16 protein-coding genes are annotated in these 19,940 nt (G+C 41.4%); 5 read left to right on the plus strand and 11 right to left on the minus strand.

Annotated elements, in window-relative coordinates:
* Positions 1-153: 153 nt before the first annotated feature.
* The gene (locus AC27I2_RS18930) at positions 154-831 is read left to right on the plus strand and encodes a nitroreductase family protein (protein WP_487205165.1); all 678 of its coding nucleotides are present in this window, start codon (positions 154-156) and stop codon (positions 829-831) included.
* Here AC27I2_RS18930 and AC27I2_RS18935 read toward each other — a convergent pair.
* Genes AC27I2_RS18935 through AC27I2_RS18945 form a run of 3 tightly spaced genes read right to left on the minus strand, consistent with a single transcriptional unit; the run spans position 824 to position 5,470 of the window.
* Complete coding sequence (locus AC27I2_RS18935; RefSeq protein ID WP_487205166.1) at positions 824-1,897, minus strand: efflux RND transporter periplasmic adaptor subunit; 1,074 nt, start codon at positions 1,895-1,897, stop codon at positions 824-826. The two genes, AC27I2_RS18930 and AC27I2_RS18935, sit on opposite strands and share 8 nt — an antisense overlap.
* Complete coding sequence (locus tag AC27I2_RS18940) at positions 1,887-5,162, minus strand: efflux RND transporter permease subunit (RefSeq protein WP_487205167.1); 3,276 nt, start codon at positions 5,160-5,162, stop codon at positions 1,887-1,889. Before AC27I2_RS18940 ends, AC27I2_RS18935 begins: the two co-directional genes overlap by 11 nt.
* 5 nt (positions 5,163-5,167) lie before the next feature.
* A complete protein-coding gene (locus tag AC27I2_RS18945; RefSeq protein WP_058403585.1) occupies positions 5,168-5,470 on the minus strand; it encodes an ArsR/SmtB family transcription factor in 303 nt (100 codons plus the stop codon).
* A 131-nt stretch (positions 5,471-5,601) separates the two neighbouring features.
* On the opposite strand from AC27I2_RS18945, the gene AC27I2_RS18950 reads away from it, so the two are divergent.
* The gene (locus tag AC27I2_RS18950; RefSeq protein WP_006794224.1) at positions 5,602-5,790 is read left to right on the plus strand and encodes a YgaP family membrane protein; all 189 of its coding nucleotides are present in this window, start codon (positions 5,602-5,604) and stop codon (positions 5,788-5,790) included.
* A gap of 5 nt (positions 5,791-5,795) precedes the next feature.
* Complete coding sequence (locus tag AC27I2_RS18955; protein ID WP_219422983.1) at positions 5,796-6,140, plus strand: rhodanese-like domain-containing protein; 345 nt, start codon at positions 5,796-5,798, stop codon at positions 6,138-6,140.
* A gap of 81 nt (positions 6,141-6,221) precedes the next feature.
* On the opposite strand, the gene AC27I2_RS18960 is transcribed toward AC27I2_RS18955, so the two are convergent.
* Together AC27I2_RS18960 and AC27I2_RS18965 are read right to left on the minus strand one after the other, a co-directional pair.
* Positions 6,222-7,031: a hypothetical protein gene (locus AC27I2_RS18960; RefSeq protein WP_487205168.1), complete on the minus strand. Its 810-nt coding sequence runs from the start codon at positions 7,029-7,031 to the stop codon at positions 6,222-6,224.
* A gap of 59 nt (positions 7,032-7,090) precedes the next feature.
* The gene (locus AC27I2_RS18965; protein ID WP_487205169.1) at positions 7,091-7,636 is read right to left on the minus strand and encodes a PH domain-containing protein; all 546 of its coding nucleotides are present in this window, start codon (positions 7,634-7,636) and stop codon (positions 7,091-7,093) included.
* A gap of 260 nt (positions 7,637-7,896) precedes the next feature.
* Here AC27I2_RS18965 and AC27I2_RS18970 point away from each other — a divergent pair, with 260 nt between their 5' ends.
* On the plus strand, positions 7,897-8,646 hold the full coding sequence (locus AC27I2_RS18970; RefSeq protein WP_219422980.1) for a MipA/OmpV family protein: 750 nt from the start codon (positions 7,897-7,899) through the stop codon (positions 8,644-8,646).
* An 82-nt stretch (positions 8,647-8,728) separates the two neighbouring features.
* On the opposite strand, the gene AC27I2_RS18975 is transcribed toward AC27I2_RS18970, so the two are convergent.
* From AC27I2_RS18975 to AC27I2_RS18995, 5 genes are all read right to left on the minus strand, one after another.
* Complete coding sequence (locus AC27I2_RS18975; protein ID WP_487205170.1) at positions 8,729-13,033, minus strand: alpha-1,6-glucosidase domain-containing protein; 4,305 nt, start codon at positions 13,031-13,033, stop codon at positions 8,729-8,731.
* Positions 13,034-13,055: 22 nt separating this feature from the next.
* Positions 13,056-15,935: a TonB-dependent receptor gene (locus AC27I2_RS18980; protein ID WP_487205171.1), complete on the minus strand. Its 2,880-nt coding sequence runs from the start codon at positions 15,933-15,935 to the stop codon at positions 13,056-13,058.
* Positions 15,936-16,091: 156 nt separating this feature from the next.
* Positions 16,092-16,709, minus strand: a complete 618-nt coding sequence (locus tag AC27I2_RS18985; RefSeq protein WP_487205172.1) for a LysE family translocator — start codon at positions 16,707-16,709, stop codon at positions 16,092-16,094.
* Positions 16,710-16,892: a DUF4177 domain-containing protein gene (locus AC27I2_RS18990; RefSeq protein WP_058403592.1), complete on the minus strand. Its 183-nt coding sequence runs from the start codon at positions 16,890-16,892 to the stop codon at positions 16,710-16,712. It abuts the gene before it with no gap.
* A gap of 17 nt (positions 16,893-16,909) precedes the next feature.
* Positions 16,910-17,308, minus strand: a complete 399-nt coding sequence (locus AC27I2_RS18995) for a DUF3224 domain-containing protein (RefSeq protein ID WP_058403593.1) — start codon at positions 17,306-17,308, stop codon at positions 16,910-16,912.
* Positions 17,309-17,396: 88 nt separating this feature from the next.
* Between AC27I2_RS18995 and AC27I2_RS19000 the strand changes: the two genes are divergently transcribed.
* Positions 17,397-19,175: an ABC transporter transmembrane domain-containing protein gene (locus AC27I2_RS19000; RefSeq protein WP_487205173.1), complete on the plus strand. Its 1,779-nt coding sequence runs from the start codon at positions 17,397-17,399 to the stop codon at positions 19,173-19,175.
* On the opposite strand, the gene AC27I2_RS19005 is transcribed toward AC27I2_RS19000, so the two are convergent.
* The gene (locus tag AC27I2_RS19005; RefSeq protein WP_008129859.1) at positions 19,172-19,804 is read right to left on the minus strand and encodes a YiaD family glycine zipper/OmpA-like lipoprotein; all 633 of its coding nucleotides are present in this window, start codon (positions 19,802-19,804) and stop codon (positions 19,172-19,174) included. The two genes, AC27I2_RS19000 and AC27I2_RS19005, sit on opposite strands and share 4 nt — an antisense overlap.
* Positions 19,805-19,940 lie beyond the last annotated feature (136 nt).

Consider the following 19,940-nt stretch of genomic DNA (forward strand, 5'->3'; position numbering starts at 1 on the left):
TACCGTTTTATACCACATTAAAAACGGGAACATAAGTTAGTAACCAGTTAACTTTGTAACAATAAATAAACAACAATTCATTCTAATAACACTTGCTTAGCAGTGAGCCTCTCGGTATAAAAACCACACACTACTGATAAGAAGCGAAAAGCCATGCAAGAACATAAAAACCAGCCATTGACCGATTTCATAGAATATCCACAGGATGAAATGTTGGCCCGTGCAAATGAATTTTTACAAACAAGCCAACGTCGTCATAGTATTCGCAGCTTTAGCAACCGCCCAGTGCCAAAAGAGATTATCGAAACCTGCATAAAAGCAGCAGGTACAGCACCCAGTGGCGCAAACCACCAGCCTTGGCATTTTGTGGCTATTAATAGTGCAGATGTTAAAAAGCAAATACGCGACGCGGCTGAAAAGCTAGAGCGATCTTTTTACGAAGGGCGAGCAGGCGATGAATGGTTAGATGCATTAAAGCCTTTAGGCACCGATGCTAACAAACCCTACTTAGAGCATGCACCTTGGCTTATTGCTGTATTTAGTCAAAAAAAGGGCGGTGTGAATACCGATGATAAAAATACAAATTATTATGTGCATGAGTCCGTTGGGCTAGCAACGGGGTTTTTAATACAAGCTCTGCACCGTGCAGGCCTTGCAACACTGACCCACACCCCAAAACCGATGAGCTTTTTAACGGACATTTGTGACCGAGATAAAGACAATGAACGCCCTTACATGCTATTAATTACAGGCTACCCCGATGAACATGCAACAGTACCAATGCATGCCCTAGATAAAAAAACGATTGATGAAATAGCCAGTTTTATTTAATACTTTGCAAGGGAGCATAATCAATAGCCAGTACATCCCCTTCTTTCAGGCCAGCAACCACATGCTGCTTATTATTTACTCTGGCGCCTAAACGGACGAAACGTTTAACTAGCGTTTCGTTTTCCAACACATACACCATGCTTAATTGACCAAACTCATGCACCCAGCTTGGCTCAATTAAAATACCTTGAGCGTTTTTTGTAGGCAATTGTAGCTGTGCATAAAGCCCAGGGATCAAGCCTAATTGTGTATTCGTGTCTAAACGAATAAGTAAGCTGCGCGCGCTATTGTCAGCAACAGGGACTATTTCACTCACTGTAGCCGAAATAGTTAAATTGAGCGATGGCAGTACTACATTTAAGTTATCCCCTAGTTTTAACTTTACTGCTTGTTGTTCTCGTACATTAAATTCAACCTGTAATTGCAATGGGTTATATACAGTAATGAGTGGCTTACCCGGTGTTGCGGTATCGCCAGGCTCTGTTAAGCGCTCAACCACCACACCCGAAATGGGTGCCGTTATTTGAGTATAATTTAATGCCACTTTGGCTTGTGCTTGCTGCTGCTTAGCGGCGGCTAAATTAGCCGTGAGGTTATCAAATTTAGCTTTAGCGTCATCTACTTCGCTAACAGATACTAACCCTTTAGCATTTAAGTTAGTCAGTCTGGCTAATTGCTTTTGAGCTTGTGTCAACGATGCTTGCACGGCGTTAATTTTAGCGTCGCTTTGTGCCAACGCCGCTTTAAAATCATCTTGCTTGAGGGTAATAAGTAAATCGCCCTTAGTGACTTTATCGCCCGCTCGTACCTTTAACTGCTCAACCTGCGCCATCACATTTGATGAAATTTGCGTATTTTGTTTTGCTATTACACTACCCGGCACCTGCTCACTACCAGTAATGCTTTGCAGGGCAATGGTGACGCGCTCGCCCTGATAATTACTGTGTTGTGATTCTTTTAAACCAGCAGTTTGTTGGTCAGAAAAGCTGCCAGCCATGTAAAGCACAGCCATAATAATTACCAATAAAGCGATTAAAGCGCCGATTAGTTTTGATTTACCCTGCATGCGCTTCACCCTCTGAACTTGCAAACACTAAATAATAAACAAGTGGCACTACAAATAACGAAAATACAGTAGACGCCACAATACCAAAAATTATCGCAATCGCGAGCCCGCTAAATACCGGGTCTAGTGTGATTACTAAGTTACCCAATAAGGTCGTGCCTGCGGTTAATAATACAGGACGCATACGCACTGTTCCTGCAGCAACCAGCGCATCTTTTATAGTCATGCCTTGGCCTCGTGCTTGATTAATAAATTCAACTAAAATAAGCGAATTACGAACCACAATACCAGCAAGGGCAATCATCCCAATCATCGCTGTAGCGGTAAATAGTACCGGCTCAGGAGCGCCGGCTATAACACGCTCTCCAAACTGATTTAAAAACCAAAAGCCTGGCATAATACCTATAACAGTGAGCGGAATAGCCGACATAATAATTAACGACAAGCTCGCTGATTGTGTTTGTACACGTAAAATAATAAATATGGCGCTAAGCGCAAAGGCAAATGCAATTCCCATATCCCTAAACACATCTATGGTAATGCGCCACTCTCCCTCGCCACTAAAGTTAGCATAAGTGCCTTTAGGTAACTGCCATGGCACAGTACCGCCATTATTAAAAAAGTGGTGGTTTATCCACGGTGTTTTTTCAAAATAGTTAGGCTCGGCGTTAAAATCAGCATTTACGTCTGCAATAACCTCTGCTGGCGTTCGCCCGTTTAGCTCAGCCATAACATAAATTACATCGCGTTGATCTTTACGAACCCGAATGTCAGCAACCTGATGTTGCGTAAATTTACCTAATTCTGAAAGCGACACTAATGGCCTTGGTGCACTTTGTAAGCCAAATTCATTACTGGTTTTAGCTAAATCTCTATCCCCCCTGACTTGCAATGCAAGTAATTGCGAAATTTGATTACGCTCGCTGTATGGTAACTGTAATTTAATATCAACAGGCTCTGTTTCGTTACTTACGTAAAGCACACCCACGGTTTCACCTTGTGTGGCAACACTTAACGATTGAGCAATATTTTGAGTGGAAATGGCACTGAGTGCTGCTTTGCTCTTATCGGTTACAAAACGCTGCAAAAGTGAAGGTGCAACCAGAGAGGTATCCACTTCAACTACGTGTGGCTCTTGCTTTAAACGTTCAGCTAATTGTTTAGCTGCTTGGTAATGAGTTTGCTGATCAACAAAATCATCTCGGTAAACCTCAGCAACTAAAGTACTTAATACCGGCGGCCCAGGAGGCACCTCAACAACTTTTATTACTATGCCTTGTTTTGCTAAAGGTGCGAGCTGTTTACGTAAGCGCATAACCACAGCATGTGATTGATGCTCGCGTTCAGACTTATCAATCAATAACACTCTTAGCTCTGCTAAATGTGCAGCTTCACGCCGATAATAGCCACGTACCATCGCATTAAAATCCATACTTGAAGGCTTACCAACGTACGCTGCTATTTCACTTACTTCGTTTAATTGCCATGTGAGTGTTTGCACCTGTTGAGTAAAGGCAGCCGTTCGTTCTAAATGTGTTCCCTCTGGCATATCTATTAATACTTGTAGCTCGTTTTTATTATCAAATGGTAATAGCTTTAAAGGCACCAAACGCATAACCGGTAGCATGGCGCTAATAATAAATAAAATTAATGTGCCCCATAATACCCATTTTGCGCGCTGCCTTGAGACAAGCAATGGGCTTAATAACGTTTGATAAATACTTATTTTTGGCTCAACTTCTGTGTGGGTATCTGTATTGGGCTTGAGTAACTTCATCGCAAGCCAAGGCGTTACAAAAAACGCCACAATGGTAGACACCATCACGCTGATTGGAACATTAAATGCCATCGGTGCCATGTATGGCCCCATCATGCCGGTAATAAATGCCAGCGGAATAAATGCCATCATAATAGTTAAAGTAGACATAAGTAACGCACCGCGAATTTCGCTCATTGCGCCAACTATTTGCTGTTTTTTATTGCCTTTTTTATCTAAAAAACGGCTTATATTATCAATGCCTGTAATTGGGTCATCGACCAATAACCCTAACGATAAAATAAGTGCAAATAACGTTACTCGGTTAATGGTATAACCAAACGCAAAATCCAGTGACAGTGTAATGCCATAGCAAATAGGCACAGCTAACCCAACAACAATGGCGGGTCGCCAACCCAAAAATACCCCAACAAAAATCACTACCGTAAATACAGCAAACACCAAGCTTGATGTTAAATTATTTACTTTTTCATTGGCGGTCTGCCCGTAATCTCTTAATACCGAATAACTCACCTCGGGCGGTAAAAGCGTGCGTGATAACTCAGCCATCATTTGATGAACATCGTTTGCAACCGCCACAGCATTCGTGCCTGTTTGCTTAGCCACACTTAATGTGACCATAGGTGAGTGTTGCTCATTAGAAGATTGTGCAAGCCATTGGTAATGTTCAATCTCACCAGGGCCGTCAATCACGTTTGCAATATCAAGTAAGTAAACACTTTTACCATTTACTACATTAACTACAAGCTGCTCTACTGCAGACTTATTACGTAAAACGTCACCTGCTTGCAGGGCTATTTTTTGCTGGCCATTTATAACACTGCCCACCTGTGTGAGCTGATTAGATATATTTAATGCATAAAGTACATCGTTTATAGTCGTTTGGTGAGCAGCCAACGCGCTGGCATTTAAATTAATGGTGAGCGTGCGTTTACGCCCAGCAATCACTTTTACCTCACTAGTGTTTTCAATACGTTGTAAACCATTAGCAATTTCGTTTGCAAATCGCGTTAATTCGTAATCGCCATACAGCTGCGGATCTTTGCTGTATAGCCCAAGCATAACAATGGGAACATCATCAACTTCAATGGGCCGAATTTGCCAGTGTTCAATAACAGAAGGCATTGTATGCTGGTAACTATTAAGCTTGGCGTAGGTATCTAAAATAGCTTGTTCACGATCATGGCCCACCTCAAACCTAAGTGTCACCACGCTAGCGCCAGTTTGTGTGGTTGAGTAAATATGTTCAACACCGCCAAGCTGGGCAAGTAACTTTTCAAGTGGTTGAGTCACCAACCGTGTCACTTCAGGCGCTTCAACGTTAGGAGCCGATACATATATATCGAGCATAGGCACCACTATTTGCGGTTCTTCCTCGCGAGGTGTTTGTTTTAAAGCAAACAGACCTAACAAAATTGATAACACAAAAATAATAACTGGAATACGACCCGTTAAACTGCTTTTTACTGCATTATCAATCATATTCATGGCCACTACCCCTTACAAAACAAACCATACAATGTGCCCAAAAGATGAATAGCATTTTGATCAATCACACGGTAATAAATAGTTTGTCCTTCACGGCGAGTAGCAACAATATTCGTTTTTCTAAGGGCAGCCAAATGCTGAGAAAGTGCCGACTGCGCTAACGGTACCGCTTCATTAAGCTGCGTTACACTCATTTCGGTATCTTGCAATGAACATAAAATCATTAAACGATTTTTATTAGCTAAAATTTTTAATAGCTGCTCTGCTTGATCAACATTCCCCGCCATAGCAGTAAAATCAATATTCATATAAAGCTCTAATAATCTAATGTGATAGCAGTATAAATTGTTACATTAGAAAAGTCTAATATTAGGATTTACTAATATATAAAATACGATTATAGTAATTATGTATTTAACTGGATAAGTGACCGACTATAATGAAACTCAATAATGCGCTTCGTCTGATCGCAGGCATAATGATTGTGATCTCAATTTTATTACAAACCTATCACGATCCTAGGTGGGTATATTTTACTGTGTTTATTGCCCTAAACTTAATGCAATCGGCTTTCACTAGCTGGTGCCCTATGATTACACTACTACGCAAATTTGGCGTTAAGGAATAAATATAATGCTTACTTCTATCCCCGATTTACTAAAAGTTATTACACCTAACCAACGACGTATTGACGCTGAGCAAGCAAAACAAGAGATTAGCGAAAACAAGGGCTTACTTATTGATGTGCGCGAACCCGCAGAACATGCCACCAAAGCAGCTACTGGCGCAATTAATATTCCGCGCGGATTACTTGAAATGAAGTTAATGGAAATAGAAAAAGACGCGGCCCGCCCTATTTATCTGCACTGCGCTAGTGGCGCACGCGCCACATTAAGTGCTGAAGCAATCACACGTATAGGATACGAAAACGTCACCGTTATTACTTGTAACGCAGCGCAAGTGTGTGACGCTTTTTAATTATTATACACCCAAATAATTAGAGCTTTCGTTAGTAGACTCGACGATAAAAAATCGTCGAGCTGACTTATTCAGGTGGACTTAATTTGTTTGAAAATAAAAGCGCGTTTCTGATATTTTTTCAATAATGTCATATTCCAAGCCCATGTGGTTATACTCACCTTGAGTTGGCATTCTTGAACTGTAATTAACAACAACACCCCAATGGTTATCACTCACTCCTCCAAAAATTATGCTCATGCTTTTGTCATCATTTTTAGTGATAGCAGCAACATTATAAGCATTCATTAACTCCCTAACTTGCTTAGTTTCTGCTGATAACGTCATTAACTCTTCATTTTCACCTAACTCAAAAACTTTATAATTAGCTGAGGGAACAAATCCCGCATACTTAGATGGATAATAAGTAACAAGTTGAGCTGGCGTGAAAAATGTATTATTTATTCGATAAACAAACATGTCTGTTTGCTGAATAAGATTTAGATCTTTTGACTGATTGAATTTAAGTAGCTCATTCATCGTTACTTTTAAAAAGTCGTCAATTAAGCCTAACCGTTCTTCTTTGCATGCTTGTTTTTTACATATCGTAACAGTAGGTAATTTGGAGAGTTGTGCCTTATTTATATTTAAAAAATTACGACCCAAAACACCTAAATTAAAGTTTGCAAACGCTTGTTTATCTTTATCACTTTTAAACTTAGTCGGATGAATATCAAGAAAACTAAAAGGATAAAATAACGGCAGATACGCGAGAGGTAAATCACTTTTAGGTAATATATCTCCAGCATGCTTTAGCAATGCTCTATATTCTGCGTCTATATCCTCATTAAAATAAGGTGGCATACCACTGGCCTTAATCGTAGCCGCATTAATCAATAAAAATAAAAACAATCCATATCTCAGCATACTTTTTTAAGTTCCTTAGTAAGTGCTTTTTTGTGTAGCAAAAGCTATTTTTTTTCATCAAGTAGCGTAACAAGCATGTTCTCTATGTTTTTTACGCTATAGGTAAGTGTACGTATTAACTCTAGTTGGCTTTGCGGGGTTTCTTCATTTGATGATTTTGCTGGTGTGTTTGCAGTTAAGTTATCTTTTTGCTCAAGTATGGCTTCTCTGAATTCACTGGCATTTTCAACACCAAGTAATGACACTAATGCACCGTGGCCAGACTGCCCTGCTGTTTCAAAACTTAACCGATACAGCCCAAACATGCGCATTATTGGGCCTTGACTTAGGCCTACATCTGTTATTTTTTCTAGCGGTATTGATTTTTCTTCTTTAAAAAATATCCCGCGTTTTACAACGAGTTTTTGCGTAAGTAATTGTGCCGACATAGCTGCCAATATTCGCCCTCCCACTAGCCACACTATCGCTAAAACAATGGGTAACAACGGAATCGTCACGAGTGCTAGTACACTAAAAAAAGTGGCCATTAACATCCAGTATTGCTGCACTTTCGGGTCGAAAGATGCACTTTTTAAAACGAGATTATTCATGTGTTTATCCTTAATTTAATTTGGGTGCGTATCCTGTACTAGATCGTTTTTTCACCTTAAAAAACCCAAATTACGTTAACAATGAAGTTAATGCAATTGAGCTACTTACATTCAAACAAACTTTCACACACTCTTTTACAAACAACTGCAGCATATAAAGCTACACTAAACCCAGTTATAGCTAATCACCGGTTAAGGATAGAGTGTTATCCGTCTGAATATAAAACTATTTTTTTCTTATCTTACATTCAAGGTATTTTATGAATCCTTATATTAAAAACTCAATACAGATAATAGTAAGCACCTTTGCGCTTTGTAGTATCAGCGCTCAAGCTGAATCACAATTTTCGTTAGGGGGCGGTGTTATTTCTACCAGTTCACCTTATGCGGGAACCGATAATAAAACCTTAGTGTTACCTATGATCACTTACGAAGGTGAACGGCTCAGCTTGAGAGGGCTGTCTCTTGACTATAAATTATTAGAACATAACGGATTTAATTGGTCACTTGTGCTTGAACCAGGTGATAACTTTGATACCTCCGATTCAGACCTTGCAGCAATAAAGGCTTTGAACGATCGAAAGCTGTCACTTTATGCTGGTACACAAGTGAGCTACAGCGCAGGCTTTGGCAAAATTACGGCCAGTGCCACTCATGATGTAATAGGCCACGGTGATGGCGCTAAATTTAAAACCAATTACAGCTACCCTATTAAGTTATCTAAGCAATTAATGCTTGTTCCTTCTGTGGGTGTTGAGTTAAACAGCAGTGATATATCTAACTATTATTATGGTGTAGCCCAAGGCGAATCAAGCACGTATGCGCCTTACAAACTAAGCTCTACAGTAAACTACAATGCGGGGTTATTTTTAATGTATTACATTAATAAAAATTGGAACGCGAATGCCATGGTTAATTACAAGCAACTCGACTCAGACATTGAAGACTCTCCAATTATTGATACCGACTACTCTACAACCTTTATGATGTCGGTTAACTATCGTTTTTAATATGACTTTAGTTGGGTATTAATTAGGCATTAAAAAAGCCGAGCAGGATTGTGCTCGGCTTAGGTCTGGGAAAATATAACTGCTACTGTTTATCTATAAGTATGCTCACATTTTCTCTATCTGGACCTATTACCTTAAAGGTGTAAGTACCTTGTTCGGTAATATTGAGTGCTATATTAGCGCCTATGGCTTCGAGTGAAGTAAGCTGACCAACAGTGGCTACAGGTGCATCACCTGTACCGCCATAATCAACGGTGCTCCAATCTTCAGACGCTACTTTAAACTCATAGTCGCCCGCTTCTAACTCTATGGATGTAGAGTAAACCGCATTACCTTGGTACATCAGTGGGTTGTCTGTACCCCACCCATTTAAACTGCCGCGAATAAACACCGGTGTTTGTGCAAACATTTCAGCGTTAAGTACTTTCAGTGATACGTTATTTAAATCACTGGCGTCAAATATAAACTGGTATTCACCTTCTTCTGCAATATCCATGGTCATATTTGCGCCTGCAACCGATAACTGCTCTGCAGTGCCTATCATTACACTTGCATCACTCTCGCCAGAGCCATAATCAACAGTGCTCCAATCTTCAGACGCTATTTTAAAATCATAGCTTGCAGCACTCAGTGTTTTAGTAAAAGTATAAATACCTTTACCTTGATAGCTCAGCTCATCGGTTATTCCCCATCCATTAAGCGTCCCACGCACATAGATGGCAGTACCCACAAATGGCTCTTCATTATATAAAGTAAGTGTTGGATTTTCTGGGTTTGAAGCATCAAGCGAAAATACATAAGTTGCATCAATAACAGCACTAAAGGTCATGTTTGCACCTGAGCGCGTTAATGGCTCGCTTTGATTTTCAACAACGTCTTTATCGGCATCAGAAAGCGCGCCAAAATCAACCGTTGACCAATCTTCAGAGGCAATTTTAAACTCGTAGTCGCCAGCGCTTAGCGCAATTGCTATACGGTATTCACCTTCGCCAATATAGTCGAATGCATCGCGTGTGCCCCAGTCGTTTAACGTACCACGAACAAACACTGCGGTGCTGCCATAAGGTACAACATCAGGTGCGCCTACGGTTGCATTTGCACTTAAACCAGTACCTTGGCTCTCACCTTGGTTTTTAGTGAAAACAGCTAACGTGTAAGGCGGTACAGTAAATGTGCCTTCGTTTTCGCCAGCAGCAAAATTAGCACTGGTCATGCTTGTATCAACACTGTTTTTTAATACATCGTGTAATTCAAAGCCCGCTGCGGTAGCAATAGTATGACTAAGAGTTTGCTCGGTTGCGTTAATCACGACAACAAGCGCATCAAGTGCTGGGTCTAAGTCTGTTAGCCCTTCGCCATCATCAATGCTCATGACAATTAAGCCATGTTGCTGGTTTTTACCCACATTATGAAATCCGACACGGTCAATAACATCTTGCTCCGTGGTTAATCTAAATAGTGGGCTGCTGCTACGTATTTGTAAAAACTCGTTAAATACATCACCTGCATAGGCTATGTCTTGCGGCATTGCCTGTGCATCTGGATTAGCAGAGATAGGCATAATTTCAGACCATTTTTCTTGGTTCTTCTCTGCGTTTGGTAAACCAATGTTCCAATTATTATTTTCCTTGGTTAAATCAACAGCATTAAACCAATCACCGGCATTATAGCTATCACGATCCATTGACTTAGAACGCAGTAAATCAGCGCCCAATTGCATAAATGGAATGCCTTGGCTAATAAGTGGAATAGACAATGCCATGTTGTGCGCGCGCACACGTTGCTCAATACTCATGCTTGATGCATGTTTGTATTGCAACTGATCCCACAGTGTTTCGTTATCATGCTTAGACACGTAGTTAATGCTATCTGCTGGGTCTAATGCATACGCTGTTGGTTGCGTATTCCAAGTAAAGCTATTTCCTTTAGATGAATTACCTTTAAAGTCTTTAAGAATGTAATTTTGTAAGTTGCCCGCCAGCGATAACCGTAACGTATCTTGTTCGGCTAGGTTGCCATCTGTCGGGTTATTACTAAACATTGCACCACCACGCACAGCTTCACGAATACGGTCGTTAAATGTACCGACTTCTGAGCCTGCCATATCAGCCTGTTTAGCTTGTGTGAATAAACGATTGTTAGCTACTTCACCAAAATCCCAGCCTTCACCGTAAAAATAGTTATCAGGGTCGACTGCTTGCACTGCTTCACGCGCAGCTAATATTGATGATTTAGGCATATGGCCCATTACATCAAAACGAAAGCTGTCATAACCAAAGTCACGAGCAAGAATAACCATTGAATCTGCAACAAACTTATCCATCATCACATGTTCAGTTGCTGTGTTTTCACAACAGGTTGAGCGCTCTATTTCACCACTTACTTCGTTATAACGGTGGTAATAACCCGGTACCAACTTATCAAACACTGATTTTTCCCAGATACCCGACGACGTTGTATGGTTATAAACCACATCAAGCACCACACGAAGTCCTACTTCTTGCAGTGATTGCACCATAGCGCGTGTCTCAACTACGCGAGCAATGCCATCGCTGCTTGATGCATACGAGCCCTCAGGCGCAATAAAGTGATGAGGGTCATAACCCCAGTTAAAACCGTCTAAATCACGCATCGCACTGGCTAATGCTTGTGCATCATCTGAGCCAGGCAAGTAACTTTGCATAATATCGACAATGGTGCTGCTTTTATCTTCGATTTTACACGCATCCGCTTCATCGTTAATACGCTCACATAATTTACCTAAGGTGTCTGTAATTTCCACACGCTGTGAGGCATCTTCTTCAATGGTGCCAATATCAGTTACTGGCAGTAAATGAAAGTGTGTTAAGCCTTTATCAGCTAATTGCTTAAGGTGCTGCATTGGCACGCTTTCAAGTTCAGTGAATGCAAGGTATTTACCGCGGTTTGCTTCGCTTACTGACTGGTCGCGAACACTAAAATCACGTACATGACCTTCATAAATAACCGCATCTTCTGGGTTAGTAATAGTAGGCACAATACGCTCATCCCAACCTTCGGGTTTAGTGTCGTCGTCGCTTAAGTTGATTAGTTGTGAATAAAGCCCATTACTCGATACATTGAGTGAGTATGGGTCGGTACTCCATAAGCTTTCAATTGCTTTAGTGGTTGGGTGATAAACATCAAATGCAAAACGGAAATAATGACGATCGTATTTGCTATCTAAACTGATAGACCAAATACCTGTGTTGCTATCAAACGTCATCGCACTGCTATCAACTTGCGTTTTATTAGCATCGAAAACCGTGATCATCATATTATTTGCAGTGGGTGCCCAAACCGATACATCGATTGCATTGTTATTATAATGCACACCTAGCATGGCTTCATTCGCGTCGCTTTCACCTTGAGTGTAAAGTGCGTCTAATACTTTTGCTGATTGTACAAAGGTCGCTTCTAGCAGCTTGCCATCGGCATCGTAGCCTGCAACAACAAGCTGTTGCTTTATAAGCTGCTTTGCAGCGTTTGCATCCCAATTTCCCTGATAAGCAGTCCAATCCATTAAATGCGGTACTTTTACAGCTTGCTCATCACTTAACTCGGTTGTAGTCAGCTCAACAGCTTCACCATTTAGTCCAGTGTCTAAATCAACCACCAAGTCAGCGGTTGCTGAAGAATGCAACTTAATGATTTGTGTAAGCTCATTACTTGGCTTATACAATACTGTATTTAAATCAATCCAATGTGCTGATGCACCATCTATCGCTACCGGACGTTCGCCCAAGCTTAGAATAGGGTATTCAAACACCGAAGGCTCACCATGGATGGTAAAGTTCATACGCTGAAACTTTTCATCGTCCTGCATAAGCGGCATGGTTAAATCAACATCACCAAACGCTTTACCCGATCCTTCGGTACCAATGTGCACAATAAAATTAGCACACTCGTTATAACCTTCTTTGAGGTTAATTATCCAGTAGGCACCGTAGTTTGGGTCAATGCCATCATATTCATGGCCGTTAGCCCAATCGCTCGTGTCAAATGGAGGTGCATAAGCATCACACACATCATTATTCCACGAATGTAATCGGTAACCTTCGTAGTTATCGTCAGCTAAACGGTTATAAAATAAAACCGCCTCACCTTCACCTGCAAATACAATAGGATCAGGCAATGTTGGGTCGGCGCCCACAACACAGCTTTCGTTTTTTTCATCTGGTACAGTCGGCGCTGCACACGTTATAGGCTCAGGGTCCACACATTGCGAACCTGCTTCATTTGGTACTTGTGGCACATTGCAGGTTAAAAGCTGCTGTCCTGACTCAACCTCATCTGTCCCACCACATCCTGCTAATATCATTAACCCTAAGGCTATTAGCAAATATTTAGACATTGTTATAATTTTCATTTTTAAACGCTCCGTTTGCTAATTAATGACTGTATGTAAAACCAAGATAAAACTGACGACCAAAGTACTGAGTAGTCCCTGTTCGTTGCTGCGACCCAAAGTAACTTTGGGTTGGTTCATCGGTTAAGTTATTAACTTGCAAAAGCATGGTGAGTGAATCGCTAAAGCGATAAGACGTTTGAAAATCAATGACGGTTTCAGCATCAAAATTAACCACCTGTTCGTTAATGGCAACCTGTTCTGATACAAACTCATCGCGGTAACGCACATTAAGGCGCGTTTCAAAATCGTCTAAGGCATAAAATAACGTGGCATTTAGCACATTATTAGACAACCCAGGTAAAGATTGAACGAGAGTATCGCCCCCTAAACTGGTGATCGATTCAATTTCACTTTCGGTGTATGAGTAGCTTGCGTTAGCGCCCAAACCATTAAATGGTTCAGGTAAAAAGGTAAACACTTGCGTATAAGCAAGCTCTAGCCCTCTAATGTAGCCACCCTCGCCATTATTAACTGCCGTGGTATAAATACCGTTGGTCGTTGCAACTTGCTCGCCACTGACTGGATCTTCTATTGAGTCAGGTACGTTAAAGCCATTACCTTTAAAATCGAAGTTTTCGATTGATAAGGTTTCTACAAACGAGTCTATATTTTTATAAAATAGCGCCGCAGCGATAGTACCGTTACCTTCTTCAAAATAATATTCGTAAGATAAGTCGTACTGGTCAGCATAAAAGGGTTTTAAAAATGGGTTGTTATTACTTGAACCGTTAATAACACCATCGTCACTTACGTTTGCGCTGGCATCGCCCGCTAAGCGGTTTATTGGTGCACGCGACATGACTTTAGCCGCAGCAAAACGAACTAGCGAGTTGTCGTTAAGTTGCAGGTTTAAATTTAGCGAAGGCAGGTAATCGGTGTATTTAGTGCCTAATACATTAGGCGCGTATAAATCATTTACAATGCCATTCTCATCAACAATATTTTGCGCACCTAAGCGCGCATCGCCTGCTACGTTTTCAAGTACGGTTGCCGATTGATCGGTTTCGATACGGCGCACACCCACATTACCCGATAGGTTAAGCCCGGCAATTTGCGTGTTAATGTTTACCATAACGTACGCGGCTAACACATCTTCAAACACCGAGCCGCTTTGCAACACTGACCACGAATAGTTCGTTGTGTAACCTTGCGCGTCGTCTACGCCATCGGCGTTGCCCCAGGTTTGCACTGGCTGTGGCGTGCCATCTGGAAACCACGCATTAAGCGCTTTATCTAAATCAATGGCTAAATACGATGGAAAATAACTAAAGTCGCCCTGCCAATCAACCACTGATGCCATATCGTCGGTTAAACGCAAAGGGGGCTGCGTTGATGAAAATGCCCCATCGTTACCGTACTCAAATACCGAACGCTTTCGGCTGTATTCTCTATCTGAATAGCGCGCACCAAACTCTACTGAGCTAAAAATGTCGCTTTCTAACTCGTATTTAAAGTCGAGTCTAAATGCCGTTACTTCATCTTCGGTTTGATCAGGGTAAATACCATATTTACTGACCATTACTCGGTCTATATCACTAAAGGCGGCCGCCTGATTAAACCCAACGTCAGGTAAATTTAAACCATTTAATTGATAGTTAATTGCAACGTTGTTATCAAATACCGGCGTTTCTGCATTGGCATCTTCTGCTACTAAGCTCCACAGTAAGCCATTTCTAAAATTACTTTTTGCGCGAGAAAGCGCTACATCGGCATTAACATTTAGTCTATCGGTTACTTGCCAATCGGCATTAACGCCAAAGCTGTCTACTTCGTCAAAATCTTGGTTGTCGTCATTCACTATTTCAACACGGGTATAACTTTGCGAAGTACGATTAACCGCTGCACCAATTACAGCATTGCCATCAAGTTGTGCATTTGCGTATGCTGCCGAGGGGCCGCCTAATTTAACCCTAAAACCACGGGCAAATGACTCTTTATCAAAGCGAGATAAAAACGCATCACCTTTTAATTTAAAATTATCTACCGGTGCCCACTCTATGGCAGCTAAATAACCATTACGGGTTTCTTCACCGCCTAAATGCTGTAACTCAAAGCCTTCGCTAATGTATTCACTTTCTGGGCTATCTATGGGGCCATTTGTGTCGTTTGGTGCGCCATCAACATCTTTTCTATCGTTGTATGCAAGGCCAATGAACTGTGTTGCTACACTTGGTTGAAACAAACGCGCAAACCCCAGTGCCACACCTAATGTATCGTCTAAATATTTACCTTGATACGAAAAGCTAATACGGTCGCCAAATTCAGTGGCATCCGATACCTCAGATGCACGGTCGTTGTACATACCACGCACATTAGCTACAAATTTATGTTTTTGATCATTATTAAGTGGGCTGGCAGTTTCAAGCTCTACCGTACCTGCCACACCACCTTCTATAAGCGATGCCTTTGGCGATTTATATACCGCCGCAGAGCTAATTAATTCTGATGGGTATTGGTCAAATTCAATGCTGCGGCTACCACTTGTAGATACCTGCTCACGACCGTTAAGTGTTGAAAATACAAAGCCGCCCGAAAGCCCGCGTATATTAATTTGTGCAGCCTGCCCACCAGTACGCACAGCTGAAATACCCGGTAAACGAGTCAGTGCATCGGCCATTGAAATATCAGGCAAGGCGCCTAAGTCATCAGCAGAAATTTGCTCCGAAACGGTATCGCTAAATCGCTTTTGGTTAAGCGATTGAATTAAGCTGCGACTAAAGCCGCGCACTTCAATCACTTCTACATCGGTTTGAACTTGAGCGGGTTTACTCGTGTCTTCAGGTGGTTCTTCAGTAGCTGCAATAGCACTATTGGCGGCAAATAATGCCAGCATGAGCGCATTTAATTTAAACTTTTGCATGTGTGTGCCTTTTGGTTATTGTTTTGTGTGGTGTGTCAGTGCAGTAAAAACACACCCAACAAATTGTAACCAAAAGGTGAATATTTTGTGATGAATACGTATGCAGTATAGCCCACTTAGGCTGTAGCTATTTTGAGCAATTTAGTTAGCAATAGCTTAAATACTCACTACCACCCTAATGGCTAAGGCAACAAATACAAAACCCAGTACTTTGTCTAACCATGGATTGTGTTTAGTAAACCCAAAACGGTTTTTAGAAAACTCTGTTAGGGCGGCAACAAGTAAGTACCAACCGGTATCAATCACAAATACAGTTAAACACATCACCATTGCAATGCTTAGGGTAAGATTTTCTGGATCAATAAACTGTGAAAACAAGGCTAAAAAGAAAATAGCAAGTTTGGGATTTAAAAAGGCAATGGCAAACCCATCTTGTAGTGCTTTAATGCAACTCACTTCACTATTTTGTATTTTAAGTTCATCATTGTTGGGTTTAGACAATAAAATTTTAATTCCTAGGTAAGCTAAATAGGCAGCGCCTAAATACACTAACACCTGATACACAGTAGGAAACTGCAGCATTAACGCACCCAAGCCAACTAATGAGGCTCCCGCATATAACCCCACTCCAATACCGTGACTTAGCGCCGCTAGCATGCCGTTTTTCATACTGCCGTTAAGCGAATGCTTTAATACAACCGCAAGGCTTGGACCCGGCGACATTGCGCCCATCATACAAATAGCCACTAGGCCTAACCACATAGAAAGAGTCATTTACAGCTCGTCAATTTCAATAAATAATGTATAACCATGCACTTGCCCATAAAAACCGGTTATGGGCACTGCGCTAATTACCTTCCAGCCATCTTGATTTAATTCCTGTATGCGATCATTCAGCGCCGCTATGTCTACCCCACCCATAAAGCGGGTCTTTCTAAATTCGATTACTTTTTGCATTTAAATCCCTGTGTATTTTATAACGTGTATTGAAAATCGTAGTTATGTACACCGTTTTCAATGCGTATTTTCATACTACCCGCTAATCCTTCTAGCTCATCAGTGCCTGAGTCGGGAATTACATTTAAAATTAGGCTGTCTTGGCCTTTATCCATTGTGCCAAAATGCTGTAATACAAAGCTGCCTTTTTTGCCTTCAAGCTCGCCTATTACTTGCTCAATTGCTACATAACCGGCACTGCCTTGCACTGGCGTCATGGCGCTTAACATTTCGCCTTGGCTAGTAGCATTAAGTGCGCCTTTAAATGTTTTATCAATAGACATACGCCCTAAATTAATGCCGTTTTGACCTTTGGCATAGCCATCTATTGGGGCTAATGCCACCGTAAATTGGCCTGTTATTATGTTGCTTGTCATAACGATTCCTTATTGATGATTTTTAAAGCTATTGATTTTTAATTCAATGATGCCATATCTATACCTCAACTTATAAAAAGAATCCACTATGCCAAACATTACCCCCGCAACCGAAAAAGCTGCATTTAGCAGTTTATTGCCTATTTTTGCATTTATTAAACCCTATAAATGGATGGTCGTAGTAGCCCTTGGCGCTTTATTAGTAACGGCTGGTGTTAATTTATCGTTAGGCCAAGGGGTTAAATTTGTTATAGATCATGGCTTTATTGCGGGATCTCAAGCGCAACTTAAACAAGCTGTATTGGTACTTATTGGTTTAATTAGCTTATTGGCTGTAGGCACGTTTAGCCGATTTTATCTAATGTCGTGGATTGGCGAGCGAGTGAGTAACGATATTCGTAAGGCCGTGTTTAACCGTATTGTGACATTGCATCCAAGCTACTTTGAAGAAAACCGCAGTGGCGAGCTTATGTCGCGTTTAACAACCGACACCACTTTACTGCAATCTATTATTGGCTCCTCGTTTTCAATGGCGCTGCGCAGTACATTAATGCTGGTTGGCGGTTTGGTCATGTTATTAATAACTAACCTAAAACTCACGCTAGTTGTGGTTGCGTGTGTGCCACTAGTATTAGTGCCGATGATGGTATTTGGCAGAAAGGTGCGTAAGCTTGCAAGCTCTAGCCAAGACGCCATTGCCGATATAAGCACCTATGCCGGCGAGATCATTCAAAATATTAAAGTGGTACAAAGTTATAGCCACGAAACGCAAGAGCAACATGCTTTTGCACTTGAAACCGAAAAAGCCTTTAACGTTGCCAAAAGCCGCATTAAACAGCGCTCGTTTTTAATTGCTGCTGTAATATTTTTAACCTTTAGTGCCATCAGCGCAATGCTGTGGGTTGGCGGCAGTGATGTACTGGCAGGCACTATGACCGGGGGTGAACTGGGTGCATTCGTGTTTTACGCTATTATGGTGGCAATGTCGGTGGCAACGGTTGCAGAAGTGTACGGCGAATTGCAAAGAGCGGCAGGTGCAGCCGCCCGCTTACTTGAATTACTTGCGGTAAAAAGTGAAATTGAAAATCCTGAAAACCCGCAAGACGCTCAGCTACAAAATAACGCAAGCTTGCCTGCAATCTCGCTTGAAAATATCAGCTTTAATTATCCGTCTCGCCCGGATGTCAGTGCACTTAACAAAATAAGCTTAAGCATTTCGCAAGGTCAAACAGTGGCTATTGTTGGCCCATCTGGCGCAGGTAAAACAACCTTATTTGAGCTACTACAGCGCTTTTACGACCCAGCTAGTGGCGCAATAAAATTTCACGATATTGATATTAAGTCGCTCTCTTTAAACACCCTGCGTGACAAAATGGGCATGGTGGCACAAAACCCTATTTTATTTAGCTCAGATGTAATGCATAACATTCGTTACGGCAACCCAAACGCCACTGATGAACAAGTATACGCTGCTGCAAAACATGCTCATGCCGATGAATTTATTAAACAATTACCACAAGGTTACAACAGCTTTTTAGGCGAGCAAGGCGTTAGGTTATCGGGTGGTCAAAAGCAACGTATTGTACTTGCTAGGGCTATTTTAAAAGACCCTGAAATACTCCTTCTTGATGAAGCAACCAGCGCACTCGATGCGCAAAGTGAGCACCATGTACAAGCCGCGCTTGAGCACTTAATGCAAAATAGAACCACGCTTATTATTGCACATAGGCTAGCAACAGTTATCCACGCAGATATGATTGTAGTGATGGAAAATGGAGAAATTATTGCAACGGGTACTCACCAAGAGTTAGTGGCAAGCAACCCGCTGTATCAAAAGCTGTGTGAATTACAGTTTAATAAGGATTAACCTTCTGTATTTGGCACTATTTGAATTTCTACACGACGGTTTTGAGCTCGCCCGTTTGCAGTGTCGTTAGTGGCAATTGGGCGTGTTTCACCAAAGCCGCTAGTGCTAATGCGCGCTGCCATAATATCTTGGTTGGCTAAGTAAGCTTTTACACTTTGAGCACGTTCGCGCGATAAGTTCATGTTGTAGCTATCTTGGCCTGTGCTATCTGTATGTCCTTCTACGCTTAGGTAGGTTTTCTCATACTTGTTCATAACTTTAGCAATGGCGTTTAGCGTATCGTTAAACCCTGTTGAAATGTATGATTGGTCGGTTGCAAACGTAATATTAGAGGGCATAACCAAGCGTAAGTTATCGCCTTCGCGTACCACCTCAACACCCGAACCGGCTAATTCATCACGAAACGCTTCTTCTTGCTTATCCATGTAATCACCCACGGCAGCGCCTGCTAATGCACCAATAGCAGCACCAATAAATATGCGCTTGTCTTTGTGGTTACCCGTTGCTTTACCTAGCACGCCACCAGCAGCTGCGCCAATTGCCGCGCCTTTGCCGGTATTATTCATTTCACAACCTGAAAGTAATACGGCCACTACTGTAACGCTTAAAAGTGATTTTGATAATGTCATGATGATGTCCTATTCATTTAGAAATTAGCAACAGTATGTAATTACCTGTATGAACAAACTATGAAGTGCGTAACAATCACCTTATAATTTTGTTATTAACCCTACAAAATTGAGTTTTAATAAATATGTCATATTC

It is taken from the genome of Pseudoalteromonas sp. NH0006-46 (genome assembly GCF_057547735.1).